Source organism: Ralstonia sp. 22086 (genome assembly GCF_052045975.1).
Classification (GTDB): domain Bacteria; phylum Pseudomonadota; class Gammaproteobacteria; order Burkholderiales; family Burkholderiaceae; genus Ralstonia; species Ralstonia wenshanensis.
Genome location: NZ_JBQEPZ010000005.1, coordinates 43,354 through 68,152 on the forward strand (window position 1 = coordinate 43,354; position 24,799 = coordinate 68,152).

The 24,799-nt window shown below is 65.6% G+C and carries 22 protein-coding genes and 1 tRNA gene; 12 read left to right on the forward strand and 11 right to left on the reverse strand.

Annotation, left to right across the window (positions count from 1 at the left end):
• Nucleotides 1–96 precede the first annotated feature (96 nt).
• The 4 genes from ACTJK6_RS20950 to ACTJK6_RS20965 are packed head-to-tail and all read left to right on the forward strand — an operon-like array spanning nucleotide 97 to nucleotide 4,564.
• Nucleotides 97–1,719, forward strand: coding sequence for a flavin-containing monooxygenase (locus tag ACTJK6_RS20950; protein ID WP_440840078.1), 1,623 nt, complete (start codon nucleotides 97–99; stop codon nucleotides 1,717–1,719).
• Between the two features lie 28 nt (nucleotides 1,720–1,747).
• Entirely contained in the window at nucleotides 1,748–2,638 is an 891-nt protein-coding gene (locus tag ACTJK6_RS20955; protein WP_440840079.1) for an SDR family NAD(P)-dependent oxidoreductase, read from the forward strand.
• Nucleotides 2,639–2,648: 10 nt separating this feature from the next.
• Nucleotides 2,649–3,671 (forward strand): alpha/beta fold hydrolase, encoded by a 1,023-nt coding sequence (locus tag ACTJK6_RS20960; RefSeq protein ID WP_440840080.1) that lies wholly within the window; start codon nucleotides 2,649–2,651, stop codon nucleotides 3,669–3,671.
• Entirely contained in the window at nucleotides 3,668–4,564 is an 897-nt protein-coding gene (locus ACTJK6_RS20965; protein ID WP_232041243.1) for a metal-dependent hydrolase, read from the forward strand. The genes ACTJK6_RS20960 and ACTJK6_RS20965 overlap by 4 nt, the downstream gene beginning before the upstream one ends.
• Before the next feature lie 91 nt (nucleotides 4,565–4,655).
• Here ACTJK6_RS20965 and ACTJK6_RS20970 read toward each other — a convergent pair whose 3' ends face one another.
• Nucleotides 4,656–5,474, reverse strand: a complete 819-nt coding sequence (locus ACTJK6_RS20970; protein ID WP_232041244.1) for a MerR family transcriptional regulator — start codon at nucleotides 5,472–5,474, stop codon at nucleotides 4,656–4,658.
• An 86-nt stretch (nucleotides 5,475–5,560) separates the two neighbouring features.
• Here ACTJK6_RS20970 and ACTJK6_RS20975 point away from each other — a divergent pair, with 86 nt between their 5' ends.
• Nucleotides 5,561–6,718: a hypothetical protein gene (locus ACTJK6_RS20975; RefSeq protein ID WP_440840081.1), complete on the forward strand. Its 1,158-nt coding sequence runs from the start codon at nucleotides 5,561–5,563 to the stop codon at nucleotides 6,716–6,718.
• Nucleotides 6,715–7,788: a DUF2993 domain-containing protein gene (locus ACTJK6_RS20980; protein ID WP_440476309.1), complete on the forward strand. Its 1,074-nt coding sequence runs from the start codon at nucleotides 6,715–6,717 to the stop codon at nucleotides 7,786–7,788. Before ACTJK6_RS20975 ends, ACTJK6_RS20980 begins: the two co-directional genes overlap by 4 nt.
• A gap of 16 nt (nucleotides 7,789–7,804) precedes the next feature.
• Here ACTJK6_RS20980 and ACTJK6_RS20985 read toward each other — a convergent pair whose 3' ends face one another.
• The gene (locus ACTJK6_RS20985) at nucleotides 7,805–8,218 is read right to left on the reverse strand and encodes a surface-adhesin E family protein (RefSeq protein ID WP_232041247.1); all 414 of its coding nucleotides are present in this window, start codon (nucleotides 8,216–8,218) and stop codon (nucleotides 7,805–7,807) included.
• 175 nt (nucleotides 8,219–8,393) lie between these two features.
• A complete protein-coding gene (locus ACTJK6_RS20990; protein WP_316870685.1) occupies nucleotides 8,394–9,287 on the reverse strand; it encodes a c-type cytochrome in 894 nt (297 codons plus the stop codon).
• 380 nt (nucleotides 9,288–9,667) lie between these two features.
• Here ACTJK6_RS20990 and ACTJK6_RS20995 point away from each other — a divergent pair.
• The 4 genes from ACTJK6_RS20995 (at nucleotide 9,668) to kdpE (ending at nucleotide 12,395) form a co-directional block, all read left to right on the forward strand.
• A tRNA-Arg gene (locus ACTJK6_RS20995) sits at nucleotides 9,668–9,743 on the forward strand.
• Nucleotides 9,744–9,915: 172 nt separating this feature from the next.
• Nucleotides 9,916–10,983 (forward strand): histidinol-phosphate transaminase, encoded by a 1,068-nt coding sequence (gene hisC, locus ACTJK6_RS21000; RefSeq protein ID WP_440840082.1) that lies wholly within the window; start codon nucleotides 9,916–9,918, stop codon nucleotides 10,981–10,983.
• A 324-nt stretch (nucleotides 10,984–11,307) separates the two neighbouring features.
• On the forward strand, nucleotides 11,308–11,619 hold the full coding sequence (locus tag ACTJK6_RS21005; RefSeq protein ID WP_232041250.1) for a high-potential iron-sulfur protein: 312 nt from the start codon (nucleotides 11,308–11,310) through the stop codon (nucleotides 11,617–11,619).
• 71 nt (nucleotides 11,620–11,690) lie between these two features.
• On the forward strand, nucleotides 11,691–12,395 hold the full coding sequence (gene kdpE / locus ACTJK6_RS21010; protein WP_260803857.1) for a two-component system response regulator KdpE: 705 nt from the start codon (nucleotides 11,691–11,693) through the stop codon (nucleotides 12,393–12,395).
• Nucleotides 12,396–12,401: 6 nt separating this feature from the next.
• On the opposite strand, the gene ACTJK6_RS21015 is transcribed toward kdpE, so the two are convergent.
• Both ACTJK6_RS21015 and ACTJK6_RS21020 read right to left on the reverse strand, forming a co-directional pair.
• Nucleotides 12,402–13,400: a Bug family tripartite tricarboxylate transporter substrate binding protein gene (locus ACTJK6_RS21015; RefSeq protein WP_440840083.1), complete on the reverse strand. Its 999-nt coding sequence runs from the start codon at nucleotides 13,398–13,400 to the stop codon at nucleotides 12,402–12,404.
• 144 nt (nucleotides 13,401–13,544) lie between these two features.
• The gene (locus ACTJK6_RS21020) at nucleotides 13,545–14,675 is read right to left on the reverse strand and encodes a porin (RefSeq protein ID WP_232041253.1); all 1,131 of its coding nucleotides are present in this window, start codon (nucleotides 14,673–14,675) and stop codon (nucleotides 13,545–13,547) included.
• Between the two features lie 498 nt (nucleotides 14,676–15,173).
• On the opposite strand from ACTJK6_RS21020, the gene ACTJK6_RS21025 reads away from it, so the two are divergent.
• Entirely contained in the window at nucleotides 15,174–15,458 is a 285-nt protein-coding gene (locus tag ACTJK6_RS21025; protein WP_232041254.1) for a hypothetical protein, read from the forward strand.
• A 147-nt stretch (nucleotides 15,459–15,605) separates the two neighbouring features.
• On the opposite strand, the gene ACTJK6_RS21030 is transcribed toward ACTJK6_RS21025, so the two are convergent.
• The 4 genes from ACTJK6_RS21030 to ACTJK6_RS21045 form a co-directional block, all read right to left on the reverse strand.
• Nucleotides 15,606–17,804, reverse strand: coding sequence for a xanthine dehydrogenase family protein molybdopterin-binding subunit (locus tag ACTJK6_RS21030; protein WP_440840084.1), 2,199 nt, complete (start codon nucleotides 17,802–17,804; stop codon nucleotides 15,606–15,608).
• On the reverse strand, nucleotides 17,801–18,814 hold the full coding sequence (locus tag ACTJK6_RS21035; protein WP_440840085.1) for an FAD binding domain-containing protein: 1,014 nt from the start codon (nucleotides 18,812–18,814) through the stop codon (nucleotides 17,801–17,803). Before ACTJK6_RS21035 ends, ACTJK6_RS21030 begins: the two co-directional genes overlap by 4 nt.
• A gap of 9 nt (nucleotides 18,815–18,823) precedes the next feature.
• Nucleotides 18,824–19,564 carry a 2Fe-2S iron-sulfur cluster-binding protein gene (locus ACTJK6_RS21040; RefSeq protein ID WP_440840087.1) on the reverse strand — a complete coding sequence of 247 codons (741 nt, stop codon included), beginning with the start codon at nucleotides 19,562–19,564 and terminating at the stop codon, nucleotides 18,824–18,826.
• A 163-nt stretch (nucleotides 19,565–19,727) separates the two neighbouring features.
• Nucleotides 19,728–21,038 (reverse strand): M20/M25/M40 family metallo-hydrolase, encoded by a 1,311-nt coding sequence (locus tag ACTJK6_RS21045; RefSeq protein WP_232041258.1) that lies wholly within the window; start codon nucleotides 21,036–21,038, stop codon nucleotides 19,728–19,730.
• A gap of 183 nt (nucleotides 21,039–21,221) precedes the next feature.
• Between ACTJK6_RS21045 and ACTJK6_RS21050 the strand changes: the two genes are divergently transcribed.
• Nucleotides 21,222–22,016, forward strand: coding sequence for a DUF1835 domain-containing protein (locus ACTJK6_RS21050; protein WP_440840088.1), 795 nt, complete (start codon nucleotides 21,222–21,224; stop codon nucleotides 22,014–22,016).
• A gap of 98 nt (nucleotides 22,017–22,114) precedes the next feature.
• Here the strand turns inward: ACTJK6_RS21050 and kefC are convergent, their stop codons facing one another.
• Nucleotides 22,115–24,055, reverse strand: a complete 1,941-nt coding sequence (kefC, locus tag ACTJK6_RS21055) for a glutathione-regulated potassium-efflux system protein KefC (protein WP_440840089.1) — start codon at nucleotides 24,053–24,055, stop codon at nucleotides 22,115–22,117.
• Nucleotides 24,056–24,078: 23 nt separating this feature from the next.
• Nucleotides 24,079–24,636 carry a glutathione-regulated potassium-efflux system oxidoreductase KefF gene (gene kefF, locus ACTJK6_RS21060; protein WP_440840090.1) on the reverse strand — a complete coding sequence of 186 codons (558 nt, stop codon included), beginning with the start codon at nucleotides 24,634–24,636 and terminating at the stop codon, nucleotides 24,079–24,081.
• Nucleotides 24,637–24,799: the final 163 nt, after the last annotated feature.

Genomic DNA, 24,799 nt, shown 5'->3' on the forward strand with positions numbered 1-24,799 from the left:
CAATCGCCCGATTGACTCGGTCCTGGCGGCCTCCTACGATGACATCGACCAATGTCACATTAAGAGGCGCCCATGTGGTGCCCACGGAGACACCACGTGAACGCACGGACCGATTTCCCGCGCCCCGACGCTTTTGCGCCGACCCCGCGCAGCCCTGACGCCCCCGCCCTGATCGATGCCGCCATCATCGGGACGGGCTTTGCCGGCCTGGGCATGGCGATCCAGCTCAAGCAGAACGGCATCGACAACTTCCTCGTCTTCGAAAAAGCGGGGTCTGTGGGCGGCACGTGGCGCGACAACCACTACCCCGGCTGCGCGTGCGATGTGCAATCGCACCTGTATTCGTTTTCGTTCGCACCCAATCCGGACTGGTCGCGTATGTATTCGCCGCAGCCGGAAATTCGCGCGTATCTGGAGCGCTGCACCGATGAATTTGGCGTGCGCCCGCACGTGCGCTTCCATCACGAACTGACGCGCGCCACGTTTGACGAAGCCGCCGGCGTGTGGAACCTGGAAATGGCCGACGGCCGCCGCTACCGCGCGCGCACGCTCATCTCCGGCATGGGCGGCCTGAGCCGTCCGGCCTGGCCGAACATTCCCGGCATCGAAACCTTCCAGGGCAAGGCTTTCCACTCGCAGCTCTGGGAGCACGATTACGACCTGCGCGGCAAGCGCGTGGCCGTGATCGGAACCGGCGCGTCGGCCATCCAGTTCGTGCCGCAGATTGCGCCGAAGGTCGGCCGCCTCGACCTGTATCAGCGCACGCCGCCGTGGATCCTGCCCAAGCCCGACCGCAAGGTGTCGCGCGCCGAGCACTGGCTCTTCCGCCACCTGCCGTTCACGCAAAAGCTGATGCGCACGGGCATCTACTGGATGCTGGAGTCGCGCGTGCTCGGCTTTGTGATTCATCCGAAGCTGATGAAGGCGGTGGAACGCATGGCGCGCAGCCACATCAAGCGCCGCATTGCCGACTCCGTGCTGCGCGAGAAGGTCACGCCCAACTACACCATCGGCTGCAAGCGCATCCTGATCTCGAACGACTACTACCCGGCGCTCACGCGCGAGAACGTCGACGTGATCACCTCCGGCATCGCACGTGTGGAGCCCAACGCCATCGTCACCACCGACGGCAAGCGGCGCGAGGTGGATTGCCTGATTTTTGGCACCGGCTTTCATGCGACGGACCCATTCCCGCGCGGCGTGCTGCTTGGCAGCCAGGGCGTCGACATTGTGGATGCGTGGGACAAGCACGGCGCCGAGGCCTACCTGGGCACCACCGTGTCGGGCTTTCCGAATTTCTTCATGGTGGTGGGCCCGAACACGGGGCTCGGCCACTCGTCGATGGTGTTCATGATCGAGTCGCAGGTGGCGTACATCGTCGACGCACTGAAGTCGATGCGTGCGCACAACGTGGCGGCCATCGACGTACGCCCCGACGTGCAGCGCCGCTTCAACGACGGCATCCAGAAGCGGCTGTCGAATGCGATCTGGTCGGCCGGCGGCTGCGTGAGCTGGTACCTCGATCCGAAGACCGGCAAGAACACGACGCTGTGGCCGGGCTTTACGTGGCAGTTCCGCCGTGCCACCGCGCATTTCCGGCTGGCCGATTACCGCACGCGCCCGATGGCCGTACCGAAGGGTGTGCCGCTGCGCGTGCCCGCCCGCACGGTGCCGGCCGCCCAAAACACCCCCAACGAAGAAGCGCTCGACCGCGTCTGAAGCGCGCCAGCCCCACGGAGACCACGCCATGAAGTCATTCAACAACCAGGTTGCCGCCATCACCGGTGCCGCGTCGGGCATGGGCCGCTCGCTGGCGCTGCAGCTGGCGCGCGAAGGCTGCCACCTCGCACTGGCCGATCGCAATGAAGCGGCGCTCGCGCAGACGCTGCAACTGGTGCGCGCGCACGAAGGCGACCGCATCCGCGTGACCACGCACGCCGTCGACGTGGCCGACCGCGCCGCGGTGTACCGCTGGGCAGAAGAAGCGGCCGCTGCGCACGGCAAGGTCAACCTGATCTTCAACAACGCGGGTGTGGCCCTGTCCAGCACGATCGAAGGCATGGAAGACGACGAGCTGGCCTGGATCATGAACATCAATTTCTGGGGCGTCGTGCACGGCACCAAGGCGTTCCTGCCGCTGCTCAAAGCCACCGGCAACGGCCACATCATCAACACGTCGAGCATCTTCGGCATCTTTGCGCAGCCGGGCATGGGCGCCTACAACGCCAGCAAGTACGCCGTGCGCGGCTACACCGAAGCCCTGCGCCAGGAACTGGATCTGATGAACTGCGGCGTGTCAGCCACGTGCGTCCACCCGGGCGGCATCAAGACCAATATTGCCAAGTCGAGCCGCGTCTCGCCGAGCATGAACGGCTTCCTGGTGCGCGACGAACAGCAGGGCAAGGCGGAGTTCGAGAAGCTCTTCATCACCTCGGCCGACAAGGCTGCGGAGGTGATTCTGGACGGCGTGCGCAAGAACAAGCGTCGTGTGCTGATCGGCCCCGACGCCCACGCCGCCGATGTGATGGCCCGCTTGCTGCCCGCCGCATACCAGGCGCTGGTCGTGCGCGAAGCCCGCCGCACGCGCAAAAAGGCGCTGCGCGACGATACGGCGCCGGCCACCGCCCGCGCAAAGTAGGAGGCCGCCGATGAACACGGCCACCACCGGAGAATTGTTCGCCAGCCCCCCGCGCCCGAACCTGCTCAACGTTGCACGCGCCATGCTGCGCCCCGGCCGCATCGGCCTGCGCAGCATCGGCCGCGATGTGCTGATCGCACGCTACGCCAAGCCGCAGTCGCGCTACCTGCCGTTGATGGGCACGCGCGTGCATTACACCGATGAAGGCGCAGCCAACTCCGAAGGCACGCTGCTGCTGATCCACGGTTTTGGCGCGTCACTGCACACGTGGGATGGCGTGCTGCCGCAGCTCACGCGACGCTACCGCGTCATCCGGCTCGACCTGCCGCCGTTCGGCATCACCGGCCCGCTGCGCGATGCGCAAGGCCGCCCGCGCACGATGGAACTGCCGCTGTATCGCGACTTCATCGACGCGTTTGTCGACACGCTGGGCCTGTCGAAACTCACGCTGATCGGCAATTCGCTGGGCGGCATGGTGTCGTGGGACTTTGCCGTGCGGCACCCGGGTCGCGTCGAGAAGCTCGTGCTGATCGACTCGGCCGGCTTTCCGATGAAGCTGCCGATCTACATCGATCTGTTCAATCACCTGGGCGTGCGGATGACGTCGCCGTGGATGCTGCCCGAGGGGATCATCCGCGCCGCCACGCGCGATGTGTATGGCGACCCGTCGCGCGTGTCCGAGCCCACGCTGCGCCGCTACGCCGATTTCTTCTATGCCGACGGTGCACGACAGGCCATCGGCAAGATGGTGCCGAAGTTCCGCTTTGACGATGTCGATTCCAGCGGGCTGGCCTCGATCCGAGTGCCCACGCTCATCCTCTGGGGCCAGCGCGACCGGTGGATCCCGCCCGCGCATGCCGGCGAATTTGCCCGCCGCATTCCCGGCGCCACGCTGCGCATGTATCCGGCGCTCGGCCATATCCCGATGGAGGAAGACCCCGTACGCGTGGGGACCGACCTCTGTGCATTCCTCGACCAGGGGCGCGCGTCGACGCGCCTTTCAGAAACCACATTCCAGGAGAACCGCCCATGATGCCAGTCCGCCGCGACGTGCATCCTCACCTGCCGGCTGATCGCATCAGCAACTGGCACGAGCGAGGCACGCATGTCACCCACTTCCTGAACGCGCTGTCGATCTTCTTCCCGACCGGCGAGCGCTTCTTCATGGACAGCGTGCGCAACTACCGCCATCTGGTGACCGACCCAGAGCTGAAGCAGGCCGTGGCCGGCTTCATCGGCCAGGAAGCGATGCACACGCGCGAACACGTGCTGTACAACGACCTGCTCGACCGCGCCGGCCTGCCCGCCACGCGCATCGACCGCTTTGTCGGCAAGTTCCTGAACATGCTGCGAAAGTACACGCCCAAGTCGCACCAGTTGGCGGTGACGGTTGCGCTGGAGCATTACACGGCCATGCTGGCCGGCCAGGTACTCGCCCATGAAGATGGCCTGGGCCGCAACTCCGAACCCGGCTACCGCCAGGTCTGGATGTGGCACGCCATGGAAGAGACCGAGCACAAGGCGGTGAGCTACGACGTGTGGAACCTCGCCATCAAGCCGGGCCTGCGCCGTTACATCCTGCGCACCTCGACGATGCTGCTGACGACTGTCACCTTCTGGGCGATGGTGTTCTACGTGCACATGCGGCTGATCCTTGCCGACCGCACCTGCAAGAACAAGTTCTTCGGTCTGGGCAAGGCGTTCCATTACCTGTGGATCCACCCGGCACCGCTGCGCAAGATCATTCCGGAGTTCTTCGACTTCTTCCGGCCGTCCTTCCACCCGTGGGATGAAGACAACCGCGCCGCACTCGAACGCCTGCCCAAGCTGATCTCGGAGATCGAAGCCTATGCGGCTGCCAACGGGGAAGCACCGTCGCCGTCGATCCGGCGCAAGCTCTCGACGGCCGGTGCGGCCGGATCTTGAGCAGGCATTCAAAACGCCTGCAGCACCCGTCGTATCGGGATCAAACTAGAAATAGATAAGGCGCGCCCCATGCATGGGCGCGCCGGAGACACTAACCTTTGTCCGGCCCGGGCGTGCTGCCCGGCGGTTCATGCATGTGCTCGATGACCTGCGCCACACGGTCGCCCAGATATTTGTTGGCGGCCGTCTCAAGCGCGCGCATCAGCTCGGCTTCGACCGCCACCAGCGCCAGCGGACGGATGCGCCAGATCACGTCGACCAGACGCGGCACGTCTTCGACCGGTGGCAGATCGCTGCCGTACTTGTCGAGTTCGCGCACGACCATCGAGACGAGATCGTCGGCCACCGCCTGCGTATGCGGCCGGGCACGCTCGATGATGTCGAGCACTTCGACGAGCGGGAAACCGGCCTTTGCCATTTGCGCGCCGGCCAGCAGCGCTTTCGGGCTGCGCGCCAGATAGCCAAGGCCATCGGGTTCAAGCAGGCCGAGCGAGATGGCACGCGCCAGCGCCTGACGCGACATGGCGCGGCCAAACAGCTTGGCAAGCGCCAGAAGCGAGTAATGCTTGGGCGACTCGTCCGACCACGGGCTGGCGATGGCGGATTCCAGCCCGAGGATGGAGCGCAGGTCATGGCCCTCGACGATGGCCTTGAGCAGCTCCTGGATGTTGGAAAGCGTGTAGCCGCGCCCGAGCAGGTGATTGATGAGCTTGAGCCGCCCCAGATGCGCCTGCGTGTAGATACCCACGCGACCACGCCGCTCGGGCGGATCGATCAGGCCGCGGTCCTGATACGAGCGGACGTTGCGGACAGTGGTTTCGGCCGCGCGCGCGAGTTCATCGATGGTGAACTCGCGGGCGGGCGGATTGGCAGGCGGACCGGCGTCGCCGGTTGGTTTGCGGGCAGGCATGCAAAAAATTCTACACGAGCGCGGCAACAGACCGCGTCGGTGACCGGAACGTTTCCGGTGCGTTTCTCACGACGAGGAGACCGTCGATGTGGGACTTGACCTTGCGTCATCGAAATGGCGCGCTGCGGGCTGCGGGCGCGGTCGTTGCGGCGCTGCTGCTGCAAAGTTGCGCCACCGCCGGCGACGGACACGGCGCCATCGAGGCTGACAAAGCCAAACAGCTTGAAGACGCGCGGGCGCAGGCGCGCGCGCCATTCCAGTCTGGCAATCTCGCCACGCGCGAGGTGCGGCCCGCCACGCTGCGCGACTCCGGCCAGCCCGATGCGATCTCGTATCTGCGCCACGTCGATTTCCGCTTCGATGGTGGCGTGGGCTTCCTGGTCGATCAGCTCGCGCTGCGCATGGTGCCGCGTGCGCCCGGCGACCCGGTATGGCTCGACGATGTGTCGTCGTACACGCTGCAGCCGGTGAGCGGCTCGGTGCGCGTCACGGCTGAGAGCATGGCCGCACTGTTCAATACTGTGGTCTTTGCGCGCGGGCCGGGCGATGATCCGCCGCTGCGTAACTTCACTTTCTCGCTGGACGACGGCACGCTCGACATGCGCGCCGAGATGCGCCGGCGCGGCGCGTGGGTGCCGATCGAGCTGCGTGGTCCGCTCGTGTTGCGCGATCCGCAAACCATCGTGTTCCGCCCCAACGTGGTCAAAGTCCGGGGCCAGGACGCCACCGCGCTGATGGGCGCCGCGCATATCGAACTGGCCGATCTGTTGCCGGTGTCCACGCCCGCAGTGCAGTTGGCCGGCAGCGAGATCGTCATGCAGGTGCCCAAGCTCTTTCCGCCGCCCGCGCTGGATCTGAAGCTCTCCGCCATCCGCGTCACGCGCGAGGGGTTGCTCATGCAGATCGGCGATGGCAACCCGCAGATGCCGCCGTTGGCCAACGCCGCCGACGCGCAGCGCCCGTACATCCTCTTTCGCGGCGGCGACATCCGCTTCATGCGCTCGATGCCGATGAATGCGCGCATCGATATCGTCGTCGCCGATCCGGCCAAGCCGTTCGTGTTCAACCTGTACCGCTATCGCGATCAGCTGGTGGCGGGGTCACTGCGCTTCTCGCCCGATGGCGGCATTCGCGTGCTGATGCCGTCGTTCGACACACTCAGCGCTGCCAGAGCCGCCAAGGCACCTGCCGTCGCCAAAGCGGGCAAGCCCGCCCTGCAACTCGCCAAGAGGACCGCGCCATGATCGCCCCCGCCTTCGCTCTCGCCGCCCTGATGTTGCGCCTGGTGGTGGTGACGCTCGGCTTGACCGGTCTTCTTGCCAGCGCCGTCGCCCGCGCCGCCGAGCCACCCATGGCCGGCGCACAGCGCAAGGAGTTGACCACCGTGCGCCAGCAATGGGTGCAACGCTGCGATCCGTCCTCCGGTGCACCCAACGCCAGCGGCCCCGCCGTTGCGCGCGACTCGGGCACGGCACCGCCCGTGGTGCAGATGCGTGATGTGGATTTCCGTATCACCGGCGACATCGGCTTTCGCGTGCACCAACTCACCGCGCAGCTCGTGCCGCACAAGCCGGGGCAGCCCGTCGACATGGACGATCCGGGCCAGTTCGACATCCGCATCCTCGGCGGTGAAGTGACGGTGCCCAAGGATTCGCTCGACGCGCTGTTCAACCGGTATCTGCTCGACTATTCGCCGCGCTCGCTCAATGCGCTGTCGCTCACGCCCGGCGACGGCGTGCTCGACGTGTCGGGTGGGCTCAAGCTGCGCAATCATTTTCCCGGCGTGTGGCTGCCGTTCGGCATGCGCGGCACGTTGACGCTGAAGGAATCGCGCTACCTCGTCTATACGCCCACCGAGGCCCGCGTGATGGGCATCCAGACGCTGGCGCTGCTCAAGGGGATGGGGCTGGAGTTGTCGCAGCTGGCGCCGCTCAATCGCGACGGCGCCAAGCTGGACGGCAATGAGATGGTGCTGGACCAATACACGGTGTTTCCGCCGCCGCGGCTGATCGGTCAGATGAAAACGGCGCGTGTCACGCCAGACGGGCTGGTGCTCGGCTTCGGCCCCGCGCCGGCCCTGTGCGCGTCTGCGCCAACCGACGCGGCCAGCCGCATCTGGATCCAGTCCGGCGACCTGAAGATGTACAACGTGCTGGTCACCAACAGCCGCATTCTCGTGACCGATACGTCAACGCGTGGGCCGCTGCGCTTCGACCTGTATCACTACCGCGAGGCCGCTGCGCGCGGCACCACGCGCATGGATGCGGACGGGACGCTGCGCGTCGACCTCGCGCCGGCAGCGGCCGTCCAGTAACGCCGTCGTCAACACGCTATTTCTGGCAAACGGCGCGCAGGATCGCCTCGCCTTCTGAACGCGGCACGACGGCCTCCCAGCGGGGGCCGTCGATGGTCTTGGTGAGCACCGTACCGTGCTGGCTATCCTGGATCAGCGCGCTGACCGGCAGGATGCGCCCCTCCTTGCAGTCGTAGACGGACGTGCGCGTGTCGTACTGATACGCCCTGCCGTCCGAGAGCTTGCGCGGCGCGTCATAGGCGTCGCGCGTCGTGGCGCGCACGGTGCCATCCTTGTTGTGCTCGATGGAGTCCTTGTCCAGATAGAGCGAGCCGCCGTTGTCGGCCAGCGGGGCCAGCTTGACCCAGTTGTCGGCCGCCATAGCGGTCGAGCTACCGATTGCCAGCGCGGCAGCCACCCAGTAGATCAGCGTCGTTCGTTCCGTTCGCATCGCAACCTCCGTTTGCCTCATTGCACAGACGTATGCGGAACGAAGCGGCATGGTTGCCTCGTTCTCCGCACATTCGAACTAGGCGTAGCAAACGACATGCCTCACGCGTGTCACTGCCGGCGCAGGCAACAAAAAAGCCCGCACGAGGCGGGCTTCTTCGGGAATGCGGGACGGCTTACTTGGCAGCGGCGGCCATGTAGTCGACGGCAGCTTTCACGTCGTCATCGGAGCCGGCATAAGTGCCCTTGGGCGGCATCGCGCCCTTGCCGTGCAGCGCGGATTCATACAACTTGGCCTTGCCTTGGGCAATGCGCGGCGCCCAGGCGGCCTTGTCGCCAAACTTGGGCGCGCCAGCCACTCCGGCGGCGTGGCACATCTGGCAAGTCGACTCGTAGACCTTTTTGCCAACTTCCCCCGCCGAGGCTTGCGGTGCGGCAGCGGCGGCCGGTGCGGCCGGCGCTGCAGCAGGTGCCGGCGCTGCAGCCGCCGGAGCCGGGGCCGCCGCCGGAGCCGATGCTTCCGATGCCGATGCTGCAGCCGGGGCTGCACCCGCGCCCGCCGGTGCAGCCGGTTCCTGCAGCTTGCCGCCAGCGGAGTTGGCCATGTAGACGATGGCGCGTTCGATTTCGTAGTCGCTGACGTCATCCGGCGACGTGCCGCCGCGCGCGGGCATGCCGCCCTTGCCGGCCAGCGCCACCTTCGTCAGGCCATCCAGGCCCTGCGGCAGGCGCGGACCCCAGCTTGCCGCGTCGCCAAACTTGGGCGCACCAGCCACGCCTGCTGCGTGACAAGTCGCACAGACTTCCTTGTAGAGCTGCTCGCCCGTCTTGAAAACGTGCGGTGCGTTCGGGTCTTTCAGTTCGAGCTGTGCAACGGGCTTGATGCGATCGTTGACCGCCTCTTCCGACATGCCGGAACCGCCGGCGCCTTCCCTGGCACCCAGGCCGACGTAATTGGCCAACAGGATGATGATGAGAATGGGAACGGCAAAGGCGGCGATCACCGCGATGATCAGCTGCTTGGGGGTCTTGATCAGAGGCTCGTGTTCGTCGTGTTGCGCGTCGCTCATGCTCAACTCTCAGGATGGTGAAACCGCTCTTGGAGCCCTCAGAGCGCCGCCGGCAAGGTCACGAGCATCGCCGGCAGGGCGTGGGGGCCGCATTGGATCGCGATGAGGGCAGGAAGACCATGGCGATCAATCGCCGCGTCGGCCCAGACAGACCTGTCCCCGTCTTTCTTCTGGCAAATAACGCGCGATTATATCCGTAATGCTTTGGCCTTTGACACGCGGGACAGCCCTAGGCGCCGCTTTTCGACCTGCGTCAAAAACCCAACGAAACGTTGCTGCAGCAGGCCTCATACCCAGCGGTCCACGGGAGTGCGATGGACGCTTGCGCCCAAATGCGCTATCCTGCGGGGCTTCTCTTTCGGTGCGTTCTGTGCCGATATGCGCCCGTAGCTCAATGGATAGAGTACTGCCCTCCGAAGGCAGGGGTTGCTGGTTCGATCCCAGCCGGGCGCGCCAAAAATCAAAGATTTACGCAGCTTGTACGATTTTCCGACGCCAGAACCGCGCTTCTGCCGCAACGTGCAGGCCTGCCCATTCCCGAACCTCATTCAGCTTCCCAGCCTTTTTCGATCCATCGATCGCGCTGCGGGCACGCTTAGAAGATAGTCACCTCATCAGGAGTCAAGCCGTGAGCCGTTACTGGAGCGATATCGTTCAGCAACTTGTGCCCTACGTCCCGGGAGAGCAGCCGGCCATCGCGCGGCCCATCAAGCTGAATACCAACGAGAACCCGTACCCGCCATCGCCGCGCGTGGTGGCGGCAATCTCGGCCGAGCTGGGGCAGACGGGCGAGAGCCTGCGCCGCTATCCCGATCCGCTGTCGCGCCGGCTGCGCGAGACGGTTGCCGTGCAGGTCGGCCTCAAGCCTGAGCAGGTCTTTGCGGGCAACGGGTCGGATGAAGTCTTGGCGCACGTCTTCCAGGCCCTGCTCAAACACGACAAGCCACTGCGCTTTCCCGACATTTCATACAGCTTCTACCCGACCTACGCGCGGCTGTACGGCGTGCAGTGCGAAGTGGTGCCGCTGGCGGACGACTTCTCCATCCGCGCCGATGACTATCTTGGCGACGCGGGCGGCGTGCTGTTTCCAAACCCGAACGCGCCGACCGGCCACGCGCTGCCGCTGGCAGAGATCGAACGGATCGTCGCCGCGAACCCGTCGTCGGTGGTCGTAGTGGACGAGGCCTATGTCGATTTCGGCGCCGAGTCCGCCATTGCGCTCATCGACCGCTATCCGAATTTGCTGGTGGTGCACACGACGTCAAAGTCGCGCTCGCTGGCCGGCATGCGCGTGGGCTTTGCGTTCGGGCATACGGCGCTCATTGAGGCGCTCAATCGCGTGAAGGACAGCTTCAATTCATATCCGCTGGATCGCCTCGCGCAGGCGGCCGCCCAAGCGGCTTACGAAGACAATGCGTACTTCCGTGCCACGTGTGCACGAGTGGTGGCGAGCCGCACGCGGCTTACGCAATCGCTGCAGTCGCTGGGGTTCGAGGTCGTGCCGTCGATGGCGAACTTTGTGTTCGCGCGGCATCCCGCCCACGACGCGGCAACGCTGGCAGCGCGGCTGAAAGAGCAAGCCATCTTCGTGCGCCATTTCAAGCTCCCGCGCATCGACCAGCATCTGCGTATCACGGTCGGCACCGATGATGAATGCGACGCATTCTTAAAGGCGCTGCAAGGTCTGCTGGCGTAAGCACCCACGCCTCTGCGGCAAATTGCCACCGGAGTGGACCAGCCATTTGGACGACTGCGATTGCGCTGACGCCGGCATTCCTCGACCACACGGTGCATCCGCGGCATTGCGTGGTGTGGATCGAAGGCCACGAAAGCAACCGATTGCTGCACTCAGGTATGCGGAACATTGACCGTACGCAGATGCTGCCGGCCGATTGCTGTGCCAGAATGCACGAGCGGGTAAATGGCGCGCCGACGCCGTCCGCTGTCCCCTAGGGCGAGCCTGAGCATTGCACGGGCGGCACGGGACGCCACACAACACACTCCCACAAAAGGAATCAGCATGTCCAATCGTCGTCAATTCCTGAAGAGCATCCCCATCGTGGCCGCCGCAGGCGCCGTCATGTCGATGTCGGACCTGGCACTGGCTGCACCGATGGTGGCGGAAACCGACCCGCAAGCCAAAGCGCTGGGCTACGTGGCTGACACCACCAAGGCCGACAAAGCAAAATTCCCGAAGCACACGCCGGATCAGCATTGCGGCAATTGCGCCCTGTACCAAGGCGGTGCGGCTGCGCAAGGCGCCTGCCCGCTGTTCGCCGGCAAGGACGTCGCAAACAAGGGCTGGTGCAGCGCCTGGGCCAAGAAGGCTTGAGCGGAGCGGTATCGCATGCAGGCAAAACGGGCCCTTCGGGGTCCGTTTTTTTTATGGGCGCGCCCTCTACAATGCGGGCCATGCCGTTCACATTCACACCCACCGTCCTCGTCATCGACGACGAACCGCACATCCGACGCTTCGTCCGCGCTGCACTGGAGGAGGAAGGCTGCGAAGTCCATGAAGCCGACCGCGTCGAGCGCGGCCTGATCGAAGCGGGCACGCGTCAGCCGGATGCGGTGATCCTCGATCTCGGCCTGCCCGATGGCGATGGCATGCAGTTGATTCGCGAATTGCGCACCTGGACGGAAGTGCCGGTGCTCGTGCTTTCGGCCCGGGTGGATGAGCGCGACAAGATCGACGCGCTCGATGCCGGCGCAGACGATTACCTGACGAAGCCCTTCGGCGTGGGGGAGCTGGTTGCGCGCCTGCGCGTGCTGCTGCGACGGCACGCCAAGCGCGGCGAAGACGGCGGCAGCGTTATCCGCTTCGGCGAGGTGGAAGTCGACCTCGCGCGCCGCCTGGTCAGCCGCAATGGCCAAGCCGTGCATCTCACACCCATCGAATACCGGCTGCTGGCAGTGCTGCTTGGCCGCCGTGGCACCGTGATGACGCACCGCGAGCTGCTGCGCGAAGTCTGGGGCCCCGCGCATTCCGACAGCAGCCACTATCTGCGCATCTACATGGGCCATCTGCGCCACAAGCTCGAGCGCGATCCGGCGCGGCCCGAACACCTGCTGACCGAAGTCGGCGTCGGGTACCGCTTCACGGCGTAAGCCGGTTCACTGCTCCTTGATGCCTGCGGCGCGGACGATGCGGCCGTTGCTGTCGTATTCCGCGCGGATGGCCGCGGCAAACTGTTCGGCCGTACCGCCGGCCGGCACCACGGCGGCCTGCGTGAGGCGATCACGCAGATCAGGCGCAGCCAGCGCCTTGTTGATCTCTGCGTTCAGGCGGGCAATGACGGGCGCAGGCGTCTTGGCCGGCGCGAACACGCCAAAGGTCGACGCCATGTTGGCCTTGGCGTAACCCAGTTCGGTGAAGGTCGGCACGTTCGGCAGTGTATCGAGCCGGTGCGGCGCGCCCACCGCGAGCGGGCGCAGCTTGCCGCTCGCGATGTGTTGCATCAGCGTCGGGCCAACATTGGTCGACATGATCTCTACCTGGCCGCCCAGCGCATCCGTCAATTGCTGGCCACCGCCTTTGTACGGGATGAGCGTGATATCCACATGCGCCTGCGACTTGATCTGCTCCAGCGCGAGATGCCCCACCGTACCCAGGCCAGATGTCGACCAGCGGATCGAGCCCGGCTTGCTGCGCGACTGGCTCAGCATGTCGGCAAAACTCTTGCCCGTGAACGCGGGCGTGCCCAGCAGGATCATCGGGGCGTACATGACATTGGCCACGGGTGCGATGTCTTTCTGCGGGTCATACGGCAGCTTGCTGAAATGCGGGTTCAGCGTGAGCGGGCTTACCGACGAAAAGCCCAGCGTGTAGCCATCGGGCGGCGCCTTGGCCACGGCGTCCATGCCGATGCTGCCGCCGGCCCCGGCGCGGTTTTCCACCACCACGGGCTGGCCAAGTTGCGCCGACAGCTTTTCGCCCAGTGCACGCGCCACGTTGTCCGAAATGCCACCAGTCGGGTACGCGACGATGATGCGGATCGGCTTGACCGGATAGTCCTGCGCTTGCGCGGGCACAGCGGCAAGCAGCGGCACGCCGGCGCACAGCAGCACGGCAGAGGCAATCAGACGGCGGCGGGCAGTACGTGCGGAAGTCATGGCGCAATGTCAGATGAACGAAACAGGAATCAACATTGTAGGCGGATGCCCAGGCAACCTTGCCCGACGAAGCACAAAAACAGCAGGCAAAAGAAAAGGCGCCCGAAGGCGCCTTTTCCATTCCCAATCGAGTGACAGCGTCGATTAGAAGATGTGGCGGATACCCACGCCAACGCTGGTCTGGTTCGACTTGCCAGTGCCGGCTGCGTTGCCGCCACCCGACAGTTCCGGCAGAGCTGCGTCCTTGACCTTGTTGTAGTCGACCGTGCCATACACTTGCGTGCGCTTGGACAGGGCGTACTCAGCCAGCAGAACGCCGGTGTAGCGCTTGCCGTCGTTGCCGGCGGTCAGAGCAGCGTTCTTGATGCTGTCGTAGTAGAACGCGCCCGTCAGAGCCAGCGCCGGGGTGACGTTGTACGTCACGCCCAGGATGCCGACGTGGTCACGACGCTTCGTGGCGCCCGGGGTCAGGCCAGCGCCCGACGTGGCGTTGCCGTAGATGTTCAGGCCGAAAGCGCTGCCGCCGACGCAGTTTGCCGAGCTGTTCACGCAACCCGTTGCGTCGCTGCTGTCGATGTAGCCTGCGAACAGCTTGGCTGCGGCGATCGTGTAGTTACCGCCGATACCCCACACGGTTTGCTTGTTGCCAGCAACGTCCTTGTGCTGTTGTGCGAAGGCGCCGATGTAGGCCGGGCCGAATTCATAGGCCACCGTACCGCCAACGTACGAGTTCTGGCTTGCAGCGCCAGCCACTTCGCCAAAGCCGTAGGCCAGGCCGACCGACAGGCCGTTCCACTTGCCTTCGTACTTCAGCATGTTGGATTCACGCAGACCGGTCAGGCCGTAGTACATCCACGAGTTGCCGTCGTAGTTACCCACGCCCAGCGGGTCGAAGTTGCCGCCGGTCGTGAAGCCGAAGTTGTATTGACGGCCCAGTGTGATGGTGCCCAGGTCCTTGTTGGACAGGCCCACGAACGATTGACGGTTGAACAGCGTACCGGTGCTGCTCATGCGGCCCGAGTCCGAGTTGAAACCGCTTTCCAGCACGAACAGCGCCTTGTTGCCACCGCCCAGGTCTTCCGAGCCCTTCAGGCCCCAGCGGCTGTTCGACACAGCACCGCTTTCCATCTGGGTCACGCTGTTGCCAGCTTGGTTGGCGTTGTTGATGTAGTGAATGCTGGTATCGACAATACCGTACAGCGTCACGCTCGATTGGGCGTAGGCAGAACCTGCGAACAGGGCGCCAACTGCAACCAGAATGGCAGACTTTTTCATGTGGGCTCGTAATAAAAGAGTTGTCTCAAACCGCCCGACCCCGTGTGCATGAGGTTGGGCTCCTCCGTTTCCTTAACTTCCGTGTCGGAAGTGCCGCGCAAATTTAACAAAAGCCCATATGCCCGGCAAAGTAATTCACGGAATCGTTCTACCAAGTGTGGTACGCGCGCATCGCTCTTAATGCACCGCACCAAATCGGCCTACGGCAAGGCTTGCCAGCGTGCACTGCCCTGCCGTGGTGCACCAACGCGGACCGTCGGCTTTGAACCGCTCTCTTGATTAGTCAAAAAGGTTGGGGGATTGCCGGGGGCGTTACGCCATTGGCGCGATATTCAGCGCCGTTCACGCTGACTTGCATCATTTCGGCACCGACAACAAACCGTTCGTCGCACCACCGTGGATACGGCATGCCCCCTGACCTAGGCTGTAGACCGTGGCAAGACATCAAATGACCACGCCTAAAACAGCACCGAAAATCAGTTGAAGAAGGAGTTCGCCATGCGACTCAAGCAAATGGGGTTGGCCGCCATGTTGGCGGTCGGGGCCCTCGCGGCGGGCAGCGCTTGGGCGCAGGCCAGCCGCGTGGAAGTGTTCGGCCAGAATGCACGGGCCGAACGGTTTGACGTCTATAGCGACGGTGCCCGCACCGGACGCTTCGACACGTATACAGAAGGCGCACGCAGCGGCCGCTTCGATCCGTATTCGGACGGCATGCGCAGCGACCCTGCCGGCCGCTCCCGCGAGGGCGGCGGTACGGTCTACGGGTACCCGGTTCCGAATTGATGCGCTGATCGGCATGCACTGCGTTCGTCACGCAGTCGTTACGCATTGATCAATTACGGGCCGGTCTCCAGGCATCCTCCGTTTTTCCGCCTCTTGGCCCACTCAGGCCCCGCTGGTGATGCGCCAGCGGGGCTTTTTCATGCGCGCTCAGATGAGCTTATCGAGCGTGATCGGCAATTCGCGCACGCGCCGGCCGGTGGCGTGATAGACGGCGTTGGCAATGGCCGCCGGCACGCCCGTGATGCCGATCTCGCCAATGCCCTTGGCGCCCAGCGGGTTGATGTGCGAGTCCGCCTCGTCGAGCACGAGGATGTCGATGTCGGGCACATCGGCGTTGACGGGCACGTGGTACTCCGCCAGGTTGTTGTTGACGATGCGGCCGTAGCGCGTATCGAATAGGCTCTCTTCGAACAGCGCCATGCCCATGCCCCAGACGATGCCGCCCATGAGCTGGCTGCGGCCCGTCTTGGCGTTGAGCAACCGCCCTACGCCGTAGCTGCCCACGATGCGCGAGACGCGGACCACGCCCAGGTCCGCATCGACATGCACCTCGGCAAACACCGCACCGAACGAGTGCATCGAGTACTTCTGCTTCTCCTCGCCCGGCTGCACCTTGGCGGTCGCCTCGATGGGGCGGCCGTAGCGCGCGACCACGGCAGCCACGGGCTCGCGCGCACCGCTGCGCGCAGTCAAGATGCCGTCGGCCACGGTGATCTCGCTTGCGGCCAGCCCATGTAGCGGCGAGCTGGCATCGGCAATGGCCGCGTCAATCAGCGCATCGCGAGCCTGCGCGCCGGCGGCCTGCACGGCGGGCGATACGCTGGCCACACTTTGCGAGCCGCCCGACACCGGTGCCTCGGGCATGCGCGTATCGCCCAGGCTGAAATGCACCCGGTCGACGGGCATGCCCATGGCATCGGCCGCCACCTGGGTCATCACCGTGTAGGTGCCGGTGCCCAGATCCTGCGAGCCGGATTCGACCTGCGCCGTGCCGTCCGGCAGGTAGCGCGCGGTGGCGCCGGCCGCGCTGCGGTTGGCGGGGTATGTGGCCGTTGCCATGCCCCAGCCGATGCGTGTGTTGCCTTCGCGCATGCTGCCCGGCTGCGGGTTGCGGCGCGCCCAGCCGAAGCGCTCGGCACCAGCGCGGTAGCACGCCGCCAGCGATTTGCTCGACCACGGGATGCGTTTTTCCGGGTCCTGCGCGGCGTCGTTGCGCAGACGCAGCTCCACCGGATCGATGCCGAGCGCGTAGGCCATTTCATCCAGCGCCACTTCCAGTGCGAACGTACCGGTGGCCTCGCCCGGCGCACGCATGAACGTCGGCGTGCCGATGTTGAGCCGCGCGAGCCGATGCGTCGTCCGCTGGTTGGGCGTGTCGTAAAGCATGCGGGTGACGATGGCGCATGGCTCGGTCCAGTCTTCGATCATCGACGTGGTGGTCAGCGAGTCATGCGAGATGGCGGTGAAGCGGCCATCGCTGGCGGCGCCCAAGGCGATGCGTTGCTCGGTGCGCGGGCGCCCGCCGACCGGCCCGAACATCTGCGGGCGTTCCAGCACCAGCTTGACGGGCCGCCCCGCTTGGCGCGCGGCCATCGCAGCCAACACCACGTGCGACCACACCGAGCCCTTGCAGCCGAATCCACCGCCCACGAACGGGCACACCACACGCAGTTTGTCGGGCGACAAGCCCAGCGTCTTGGCAACAGTGCGGCGCACGCCCGAAACGTATTGCGTGCTGTCGTACAGCGTGAGCGAATCGCCCTCCCAGACAGCGATGGTCGCGTGTGGCTCCATGGGATTGTGCGTTTCCATGGGCGTGCCGTAGACAGCCTCGATGCGCTGCACCGCCTGGGCCATGCCAGCGGCCACGTCGCCGCGTGTGGTGTCGGCCGATTGCGTCTGCACCTTGCCGGGCGAGTGCGCATCGGCGCGGGCGGTCTCAAAATCGAGCCGCGCGGCCTGCTGAGCGACCTCCACGCGGACCATGCGGGCTGCGGCCTGGGCGTGTTCCAGCGTGTCGCCCACCACCAGCGCAATGGGCTGGCCGTTGTAGTGCACCTGATCGTCCTGCAACAAAGACAGAGCGCGTCCGGCCGGCGGCTCCAGCGCGGGCTTGCCGCCGTTGGGCAGGCGCGGTGCGTTCTCGTGCGTCATCACCAGCAGCACGCCGGGCATGGCCTGCGCGACGTGTGTATCGACCCGTGTGATTCTGCCGGCGGGCACCGTGCTTTGCACCAGCACGGCATGCGCCAGGCGCGGCACCTGGAACTCCGCGGAGTAGCGCGCCTGGCCGGTGACTTTGAGCAGACCGTCTGTGCGGTCCAGCGGTTGGCCGACGTTGCTCATGCCACACCCCCAGTCGGATTGGTCGGATTGGCCGCCGAGGTCAGCGCGCGCCCCACCGCCCGCTGTGCGAGCGGTACCTTGAAGCCGTTGTCGCGCAGCGGCTGAGCGCCCTGCACGGCCAACGCACCGGCCTGGGCAAACAACTGCGCGTCCAGCACCTGCCCCGCCAGCATCTGTTCTGCCGCATGCGCGCGCCAAGGCTTGTGTGCCACGCCGCCCAGCGCGATGCGCGCCTCCCGGATCGTCCGACCATCCGTCTGCAACGCCAGCGCCGCCGCCACCGACACCAGCGCAAACGCATAACTGGCGCGGTCGCGCACCTTCAGGTAATGCACATGCGATCCGAACACGGGCGGCGGCAGATCGATGGCGACGATCAACTCGCCGGGCGCCAGCATCGTGTCGATCTCGGGATGCGCTTCGGGCAGCCGGTGGAACGCTTCGATCGGGATACGCCGCTCGCCGTGCGTGCCGTGCACAACCACCGTGGCGTCCAGCGCGGCCAGCGCGACAGCCATGTCCGACGGATGCGTCGCCACGCAGGCCTCGCTCGCACCGAGGATGGCGTGCATGCGAGTGAAGCCCTCCCGCGCGGCGCAGCCGGAGCCGGGCTGCCGCTTGTTGCACGCCGGGTACGCCGTGTCGTAGAAGTAATGGCAGCGCGTGCGCTGCATCAGGTTGCCGCCGTTGGTGGCCATGTTGCGCAGCTGACCCGAGGCGCCCGACACAATCGCCTCACTCAGGAGCGGATAGCGCGAGCGCACCAGCGGATGCGCCGCCGTATCGGCATTGCGCGCCATCGCGCCCAGTCGAAGTCCGCCGTCGGGCAACGCACGAATTTGCGCAAGCGGCAGGCGGCTCACGTCCACGAGCCGCTGCGGCTGCTCGACGCCGCCCTTCATCAGGTCCAGCAGGTTCGTCCCGCCGCCGATATAGCGCGCGCCCGGCTCATGGCCCAGGCGCACGGCGGCCTCCACTGAAGACGCACGGTCATAGGCAATCGATTGCATGGCGGCTCCTCAAACAGTGTTGCCGGACTTGGCGGCCACCACGCGGATCGCCGCCACGATGTTGGGGTACGCGCCGCAGCGGCAAATGTTGCCGCTCATGCGCTCGCGTATTTCGTCTTCGGTCAGCGCAACGGGGCCGTCATTGCCCATTGCCGCGGGCGACGTCACGGTGCTCGGCATGCCGCGGCGCGCCTCCTCCAGCACCGCCACGGCCGAGCAGATCTGCCCCGGCGTGCAATATCCGCACTGAAACGCGTCGTGTTCAAGAAACGCGGCCTGCACCGGATGCAGCGCCGCGCGGTCGACCAGGCCGTCTTTCGCGTGCGCTAGCCCTTCGACGGTGGTGATGGAGTCCCCCTCGTGCATGATCGCCAGCGTCAGGCAACTGTTGATGCGCCGGCCGTTCACGAGGACGGTGCACGCGCCGCACTGGCCGCGGTCGCAACCTTTCTTGGTGCCGGTCAGCGCCAGCACCTCTCGCAGCGCATCGAGCAACGTGACGCGCGGCTCCAGCGACAACGCATACGGCTTGCCGTTGATATTGAGCGAGACCGGCCGCGCCGGCGCCAACGCGGCTGAACGTGCCGGGGCAGACGCAGAAGCGCGCGCGCCGGCCGACTCGTGCGGCAGCGCAAACGCCGACGCCGCAGCTGCCGCGCCCTGCAGAAAGCCGCGCCGGCTCGGGCGCGCAGGTGGCCCTTCCGGTTCGTCGGCGGGGTCATTCGATGCTGGGAAGGGATGTTCGGACATGGCGCGCGCTCCACCGGCCGGGGCGGCCGTAGCTGGGGACATGCGTCAGCGGAAAGCAAGCGGAATACCCGGCAGCCGGGCGTTGGGAAGCCGCTGAGCAGCGGCTTCGCGCAGGAGATGTGCTGCGGCGCGTGTAAGCCTTACGCGCCGCGTTGCAGTGCGGTTACCTGGCCGGGCCGACGCGATCGCGCGACACATCCATGACCATGCGCGTCAACAGGTACAGGCGCGGCACGATGGAATTCAGATCGACATATTCGGCGTCATTCGAGTGCGCGCCAAAGCTCGCCAGACCGAAGCGCTCGATCACGGGCGCCTTGGTTTTCGAGGCGGCGAACGCGGCATCGGTACCTCCGCCCTCGGCCTTGTCGTCAATCTCCAGCGTCTTGCCGAGTTCGCCATAGATCTTCTGGGCATGCTCGGCCAGCGCGCGCGATGCCGGCGTGGCTTCCAGCGGCGGGCGGCGGCGCTCGAACTTGGCCGAGACCTGCGTATCCGGGATCAGCTTGTTCTTGATGCGTTCGTTGACGATTTCTTCGAGCTTGTCGGCGTCGGCTGCACGCAGCAGCCGCACATCGGCCTGGGCGCTGGCCACGGCCGGGATCACGTTGCGGTTGGTGCCCGCCTGCGCCACGGTCCAGTTCACCTTCAGGCCGGTTTCCGGCTTGGACAGATCGCGCATCTGCAGGATCTGGTGCGACAGCTCGTACAGCGCGTTGCGCCCCTGCTCCGGCGCGCCGCCCGCGTGCGAAGCCTTGCCCTTCACATCCAGCAGGATCGCGCCGATGCCGCTGGTGGCCAGCGAAAGCTTGTCCGACGTCACGCGCGTGCCTTCGCAGGAGAACACGGCGTCCTGCTCGGCGCCCAGCTTGGCTTGCATGGCCCGCGCGCCCGGCGAGCTGATCTCTTCATCGCCGTTGATCAGCACCGTGAGCGTGCCGTACTGCTTGAAGTTGACGGCCTGCAGAATCGATACCGTGTGCAGGATGACCGCCACACCGTTCTTGTCGTCGGCAATGCCCAGGCCGTAGGCGCGCTCACCGTCGATGCGGAATGGCTGGTGCGCAAGCATGCCCTTCAAGTACACGGTATCCATGTGCGCGATCAGCATGATGTTGCGCTTGCCCTCGCCCTTGAAGCGCGCAAGCACCATCTTGCCGATCTTCTCGGGCGTGTCGGCCATGCGGTAGGCATGGTCGCTGGGGTCAATGAGCTTCACGTCGCCGCCCATACCGCGCAGGCGCTCGGCGATCACGCCGGCAATCTTGTCCAGGCCTTCGATGTCCTTGCTGCCCGATTCGATCGAGACCAACGTCTTCATGGTGTCGATCAGCGCCGGTTTTTCCTGCTGGGCGCGCTTGTAGATTTCAGCCGGCGGCACGGCGGCGGCATGGCCGGCAGCCAGCACACCCACCATTGCGACGACGGCGAGCACAGCGGGGCGCATGCCCTTGGGCAACAACGGGGCTCTCATGAATGTTTCCTCACCTGTTCTTAGTTATGGTCTGCAACAAAACGGCGATTTTCGCACGCCCGCCTGAGCATTGCCCGAGGGCTATCCCCCCTTTGAATAGGCGCATGACACCGCGCAAAGGAGTACTGATAGAGATGCGTAAAACGAAAGCGCCGGGCTGACACTCTCGCTACAATTGCTGCCATGCAATACATCCATGTCGTCAACGGCGATGTTGCCGGCGCCACGCTCAAGCAGGCGCTCGCACAGGCTGGCCGCCCCGATTCCGTAGTCGTACTGCGCGACGATCTCGCCGTCGGGCCGCTGGTCGACGTCGATAGCGTCGCCATGGCGCGCTCCGGCTTCTGGCAGCGCGTGGCGCCCAACAGCAATATCGACTTCGCCGCCGAGATGCGCGACGCACTTGCGTCGCTCGCCGACCTGCGCGATGCCACTACCGAAGTCGCCATCTGGCACGGCCAAAGCGCGTCGGACCAGCTCATGCTGCGCCGGGTGGCGTTCCACCTGCACCAAGCGCCCCAGCGCATCAATGAAGTCGGCATGGATGTGCGCGAACTTGAGGCGCCCAACGGCCAAGGCCCGCTGACGACCATCGGCATGTATTCGGGCGCCCGGCTGGCGCGGCGGTTTTCGACCATCGCGCCGGTGTCGGTGCTGCGCATCGGCCGCCTGGCCTACGAGTGGCAGCAGACCGTGCGCGAGAACGCCGACACGCGGCTGTGGAAGGGCAACACGCTGGTGCCGGTGTCGTACGGCACGGTGGACGAAGTGATCCTGGAGCACGTTCCCACCGACTGGGCCAGCGCCCGCGACGTAGTCGGCAGCATCATGGGCGCCATCGACGGGCTGCTTGCCAGCGACTGGTTTGTCTTCTGGCGCTGCCGCGAACTGGTCGGCAACGGCCGGTTGCTGTTGCGCGGCGAGGCCGATTCGCTCAGCACCTGCGAGCTACGTCGCAACGTGAGCGTGGCCGTGTAAGCGCCCCCTAAACCTGGATCTGCCCCGAGGAGCGCCAAAAGCGCTCCTTTTTGTTTGTGCACGGCTTGCGCATGAAGCGCGACCGTAACCGGCGCGAGTCAGCCGTCGCGCCGAAGGCCTGCGCGTGCCGGGCAATCGATCGGGGCATCGGCGTCGCCGCCGTCGACCTCGTTGGCGAGATCGCTATCGGGCTGCGTGCCTTCCTCATCGCTATGGACGTCGCCCTCGCCCCAGGGCATGCCGGATTCGCGCAGGCGCTTGCGCTGGGTGCGGTCGCGCTGGAACATTTCGGCCAGCTCGTCGCGCCCCTGCTGGGCAAGTGACACGAGCTTCTTCTGATCGCGGTAAACGGGGTAGACCTGCTCCATTGAATTGAGCGTGTGGCGGCGGAACGTCTGCGCGATGCGGTGCGCTTCGTACGGCTCCTTGCCCAGCCCCTCCAGCACCCGGCGGCTTAGCATGAGCGAGCCCTCGAACATCTCCCGCTCGATCACTTCCACGCCGCGGTCGCGCAGTTGGTACACGTGCGACACGTTGCGCGCCCGCACATACAGCTTCAGGTGCGGAAAGCGCTCGCGCACACGGTCGACCACCTCCAGGTTGGTTTCCATGTCGTCGATGGCGACGACCATCATGCTGGCCTTGTCGGCGCCGGCGGTTTCCAGCAGGTCCATGCGCGTGGCGTCGCCGTAGAAGACCTTGAAGCCGAAGCGGCGCAGCATGTCGATCTGGTCCGGGTCGTGATCGAGCACGGTGGCGCTATAGCCCTGGCTGTAGAGCATGCGGCCGACAATCTGCCCGAAACGGCCGAAGCCCGCGATGATGACCTGGTTGTCCTGGGGCTCGATGGCCTCGGGCGCGCGCTTTTTGCCATCCATCAGGCGCGGCACCAGCACTTTGTCGTGCAGCAGCAGGAGCAATGGCGTCGCGGCCATCGACAGCGCCACCACGAGGTTGAGCGCAGCGGCCGTCTCCGCCCCGAGCACGTCGCCAGCCACGCCAGGACCGAATACAACGAACGCAAATTCGCCGCCTTGCGAGAGCAGGAACGCAAACAGCCACGCCTGCCCACGCGCAATGCCAAAGCGGGTGGCAAGCAGGCGCAGCGCGCCAATCTTCACCGCCAGGAACACCGCCACCAGCCCGATCACGGCCAGCGGCTGGCGCATCAGCACGCCAAAGTCGATCGACATGCCAACCGCCAGGAAGAACAGGCCGAGCAGCAGACCCTTGAAGGGCTCAATGTCGGTTTCGAGCGCGTGACGGTATTCGGAATCGGCCAGCAGCACCCCGGCAATGAAGGCGCCCAGCGCCATCGACAGGCCCACACTGTGCATCAGCAGCGCAATGCCGACCACCAGCAGCAGCGAGAACGAAGTGAACATCTCGCGCATGTTGGTACGGGCAATGGCGCGCAGCACCGGCCGCAACACCGTGCGCCCGCCAAAGATCACGGCCGCCACCACGCCAACTGCCTTGGCCGCCGCCACCCAGCTATGACCGCCGGACGCGTCGCTTGCCTCGGTTGCCAGCAGCGGCAGCAACGCGATCATCGGAATGGCGGCAATGTCCTGGAACAGCAAAATGCCGAAACTGGCCGAGCCCGCCGGCGTGCGCATCAGGTTGCGCTCGGAAAGTGTAGCCAGCGCAATCGCCGTGGACGACAACGCGAGCCCCAGCCCCGCCACCACAGCCGCGCGCCACGGGTGGCCCACCGCCATGACCGCCAGCCCGACGGCCAGCGCACACACCAGAATCTGCAGCCCGCCGTAACCGAAGATGCTCCGCCGCAGTGACCACAGCCGCGCCGGCTCCAGCTCCAGGCCAATCACAAACATCATCAGCACGACGCCGAATTCCGAGAAATCCAGAATCGACTGCACATTGGTGATGAGCCGCAAGCCCCACGGCCCCACGATCACCCCCGCCAGCAGATAGCCGAGCACTGAGCCCAGCCCCAGCCGACGCGCAAGCGGCACTGCCGCCACGGCCGCAGCCAGGTAGATGACGAAATTGACGAGCAGATCGTGCGATTGCATAGGCAGGGAGGAGATCGGAAACGTCAGGCGACGGAGTCGGCGTCGGTCGGGAGCCAGGGTTGCAGCGCGGCGCGCACCTGGGCGATATGGGCGTCTATGACATCGGCAGACACATCGTCGGCATCGTGCAGCACGTGCGGTGGCTGCCATTGCATGCCGCACAACGCAGCCGTCTGTTGCAGCGGCAGCAGGAACATGTCGAACGTGTGGCCGTGAACGCCGTCCGGGTTGTAGGAATGCGCGCGACCGCCGGTCGTGGCCAGCACCATCAGATGCTTGCCGCGCAGCGCCGTGCCCCCCGGCCCGTAGGCCCAGCCCATCTCCAGAACCACGTCGATCCATTCCTTGAGCAGCGACGGCGTGGCGTACCACTGCACCGGAAACTGGAAGACGATCAACTCCGCCACCTCCACCGCTTCCTGCTCAACACGCACATCGATGTCGAAATCCGGGTACTGCCGGTACAGGTCGTGCATGGCCACGCCAGGCAGGCTGGCCAAGGCACGCGCGAGCGGCTTGTTGGCGCGCGAACGGCGCGGCGCAGGATGCGCGTAGATCACAAGTATGCGCGAGGGCGTCATGGAAAATCAGGAGGCTGGGGCGTCTTGATGGCGCATCTTCGCACGGCTATTGTTGAGCGGCGTTACGAACGGCGGCTGCAGGTAACCGGGCGATGCAACTTTCAGAGCACCCGAAAAGCGCCCCTTCCCTCGCTTTTGCGCGATGCAGCATTTACGTTGTTGC

Bases quoted from the DNA above. Each gene is read 5' to 3' on its own strand.
- ACTJK6_RS21015 (WP_440840083.1), bottom strand. From the start codon at position 13,400: ATGACTTCCGCACGTACTGCCCGCCGCCGTCTGATTGCCTCTGCCGTG.
- ACTJK6_RS21035 (WP_440840085.1), bottom strand. From the start codon at position 18,814: ATGCAATCGATTGCCTATGACCGTGCGTCTTCAGTGGAGGCCGCCGTG.
- kefC (WP_440840089.1), bottom strand. From the start codon at position 24,055: ATGCAATCGCACGATCTGCTCGTCAATTTCGTCATCTACCTGGCTGCG.
- ACTJK6_RS20970 (WP_232041244.1), bottom strand. From the start codon at position 5,474: ATGCCTGCCCGCAAACCAACCGGCGACGCCGGTCCGCCTGCCAATCCG.
- ACTJK6_RS20990 (WP_316870685.1), bottom strand. From the start codon at position 9,287: ATGAGCGACGCGCAACACGACGAACACGAGCCTCTGATCAAGACCCCC.
- ACTJK6_RS21020 (WP_232041253.1), bottom strand. From the start codon at position 14,675: ATGAAAAAGTCTGCCATTCTGGTTGCAGTTGGCGCCCTGTTCGCAGGT.
- ACTJK6_RS21005 (WP_232041250.1), top strand. From the start codon at position 11,308: ATGTCCAATCGTCGTCAATTCCTGAAGAGCATCCCCATCGTGGCCGCC.
- ACTJK6_RS20965 (WP_232041243.1), top strand. From the start codon at position 3,668: ATGATGCCAGTCCGCCGCGACGTGCATCCTCACCTGCCGGCTGATCGC.
- kefF (WP_440840090.1), bottom strand. From the start codon at position 24,636: ATGACGCCCTCGCGCATACTTGTGATCTACGCGCATCCTGCGCCGCGC.
- ACTJK6_RS21040 (WP_440840087.1), bottom strand. From the start codon at position 19,564: ATGTCCGAACATCCCTTCCCAGCATCGAATGACCCCGCCGACGAACCG.
- ACTJK6_RS20960 (WP_440840080.1), top strand. From the start codon at position 2,649: ATGAACACGGCCACCACCGGAGAATTGTTCGCCAGCCCCCCGCGCCCG.
- ACTJK6_RS21050 (WP_440840088.1), top strand. From the start codon at position 21,222: ATGCAATACATCCATGTCGTCAACGGCGATGTTGCCGGCGCCACGCTC.
- ACTJK6_RS21025 (WP_232041254.1), top strand. From the start codon at position 15,174: ATGCGACTCAAGCAAATGGGGTTGGCCGCCATGTTGGCGGTCGGGGCC.
- ACTJK6_RS20955 (WP_440840079.1), top strand. From the start codon at position 1,748: ATGAAGTCATTCAACAACCAGGTTGCCGCCATCACCGGTGCCGCGTCG.
- ACTJK6_RS21045 (WP_232041258.1), bottom strand. From the start codon at position 21,038: ATGAGAGCCCCGTTGTTGCCCAAGGGCATGCGCCCCGCTGTGCTCGCC.
- ACTJK6_RS21030 (WP_440840084.1), bottom strand. From the start codon at position 17,804: ATGAGCAACGTCGGCCAACCGCTGGACCGCACAGACGGTCTGCTCAAA.
- ACTJK6_RS20980 (WP_440476309.1), top strand. From the start codon at position 6,715: ATGATCGCCCCCGCCTTCGCTCTCGCCGCCCTGATGTTGCGCCTGGTG.
- ACTJK6_RS20975 (WP_440840081.1), top strand. From the start codon at position 5,561: ATGTGGGACTTGACCTTGCGTCATCGAAATGGCGCGCTGCGGGCTGCG.
- kdpE (WP_260803857.1), top strand. From the start codon at position 11,691: ATGCGGGCCATGCCGTTCACATTCACACCCACCGTCCTCGTCATCGAC.
- ACTJK6_RS20985 (WP_232041247.1), bottom strand. From the start codon at position 8,218: ATGCGAACGGAACGAACGACGCTGATCTACTGGGTGGCTGCCGCGCTG.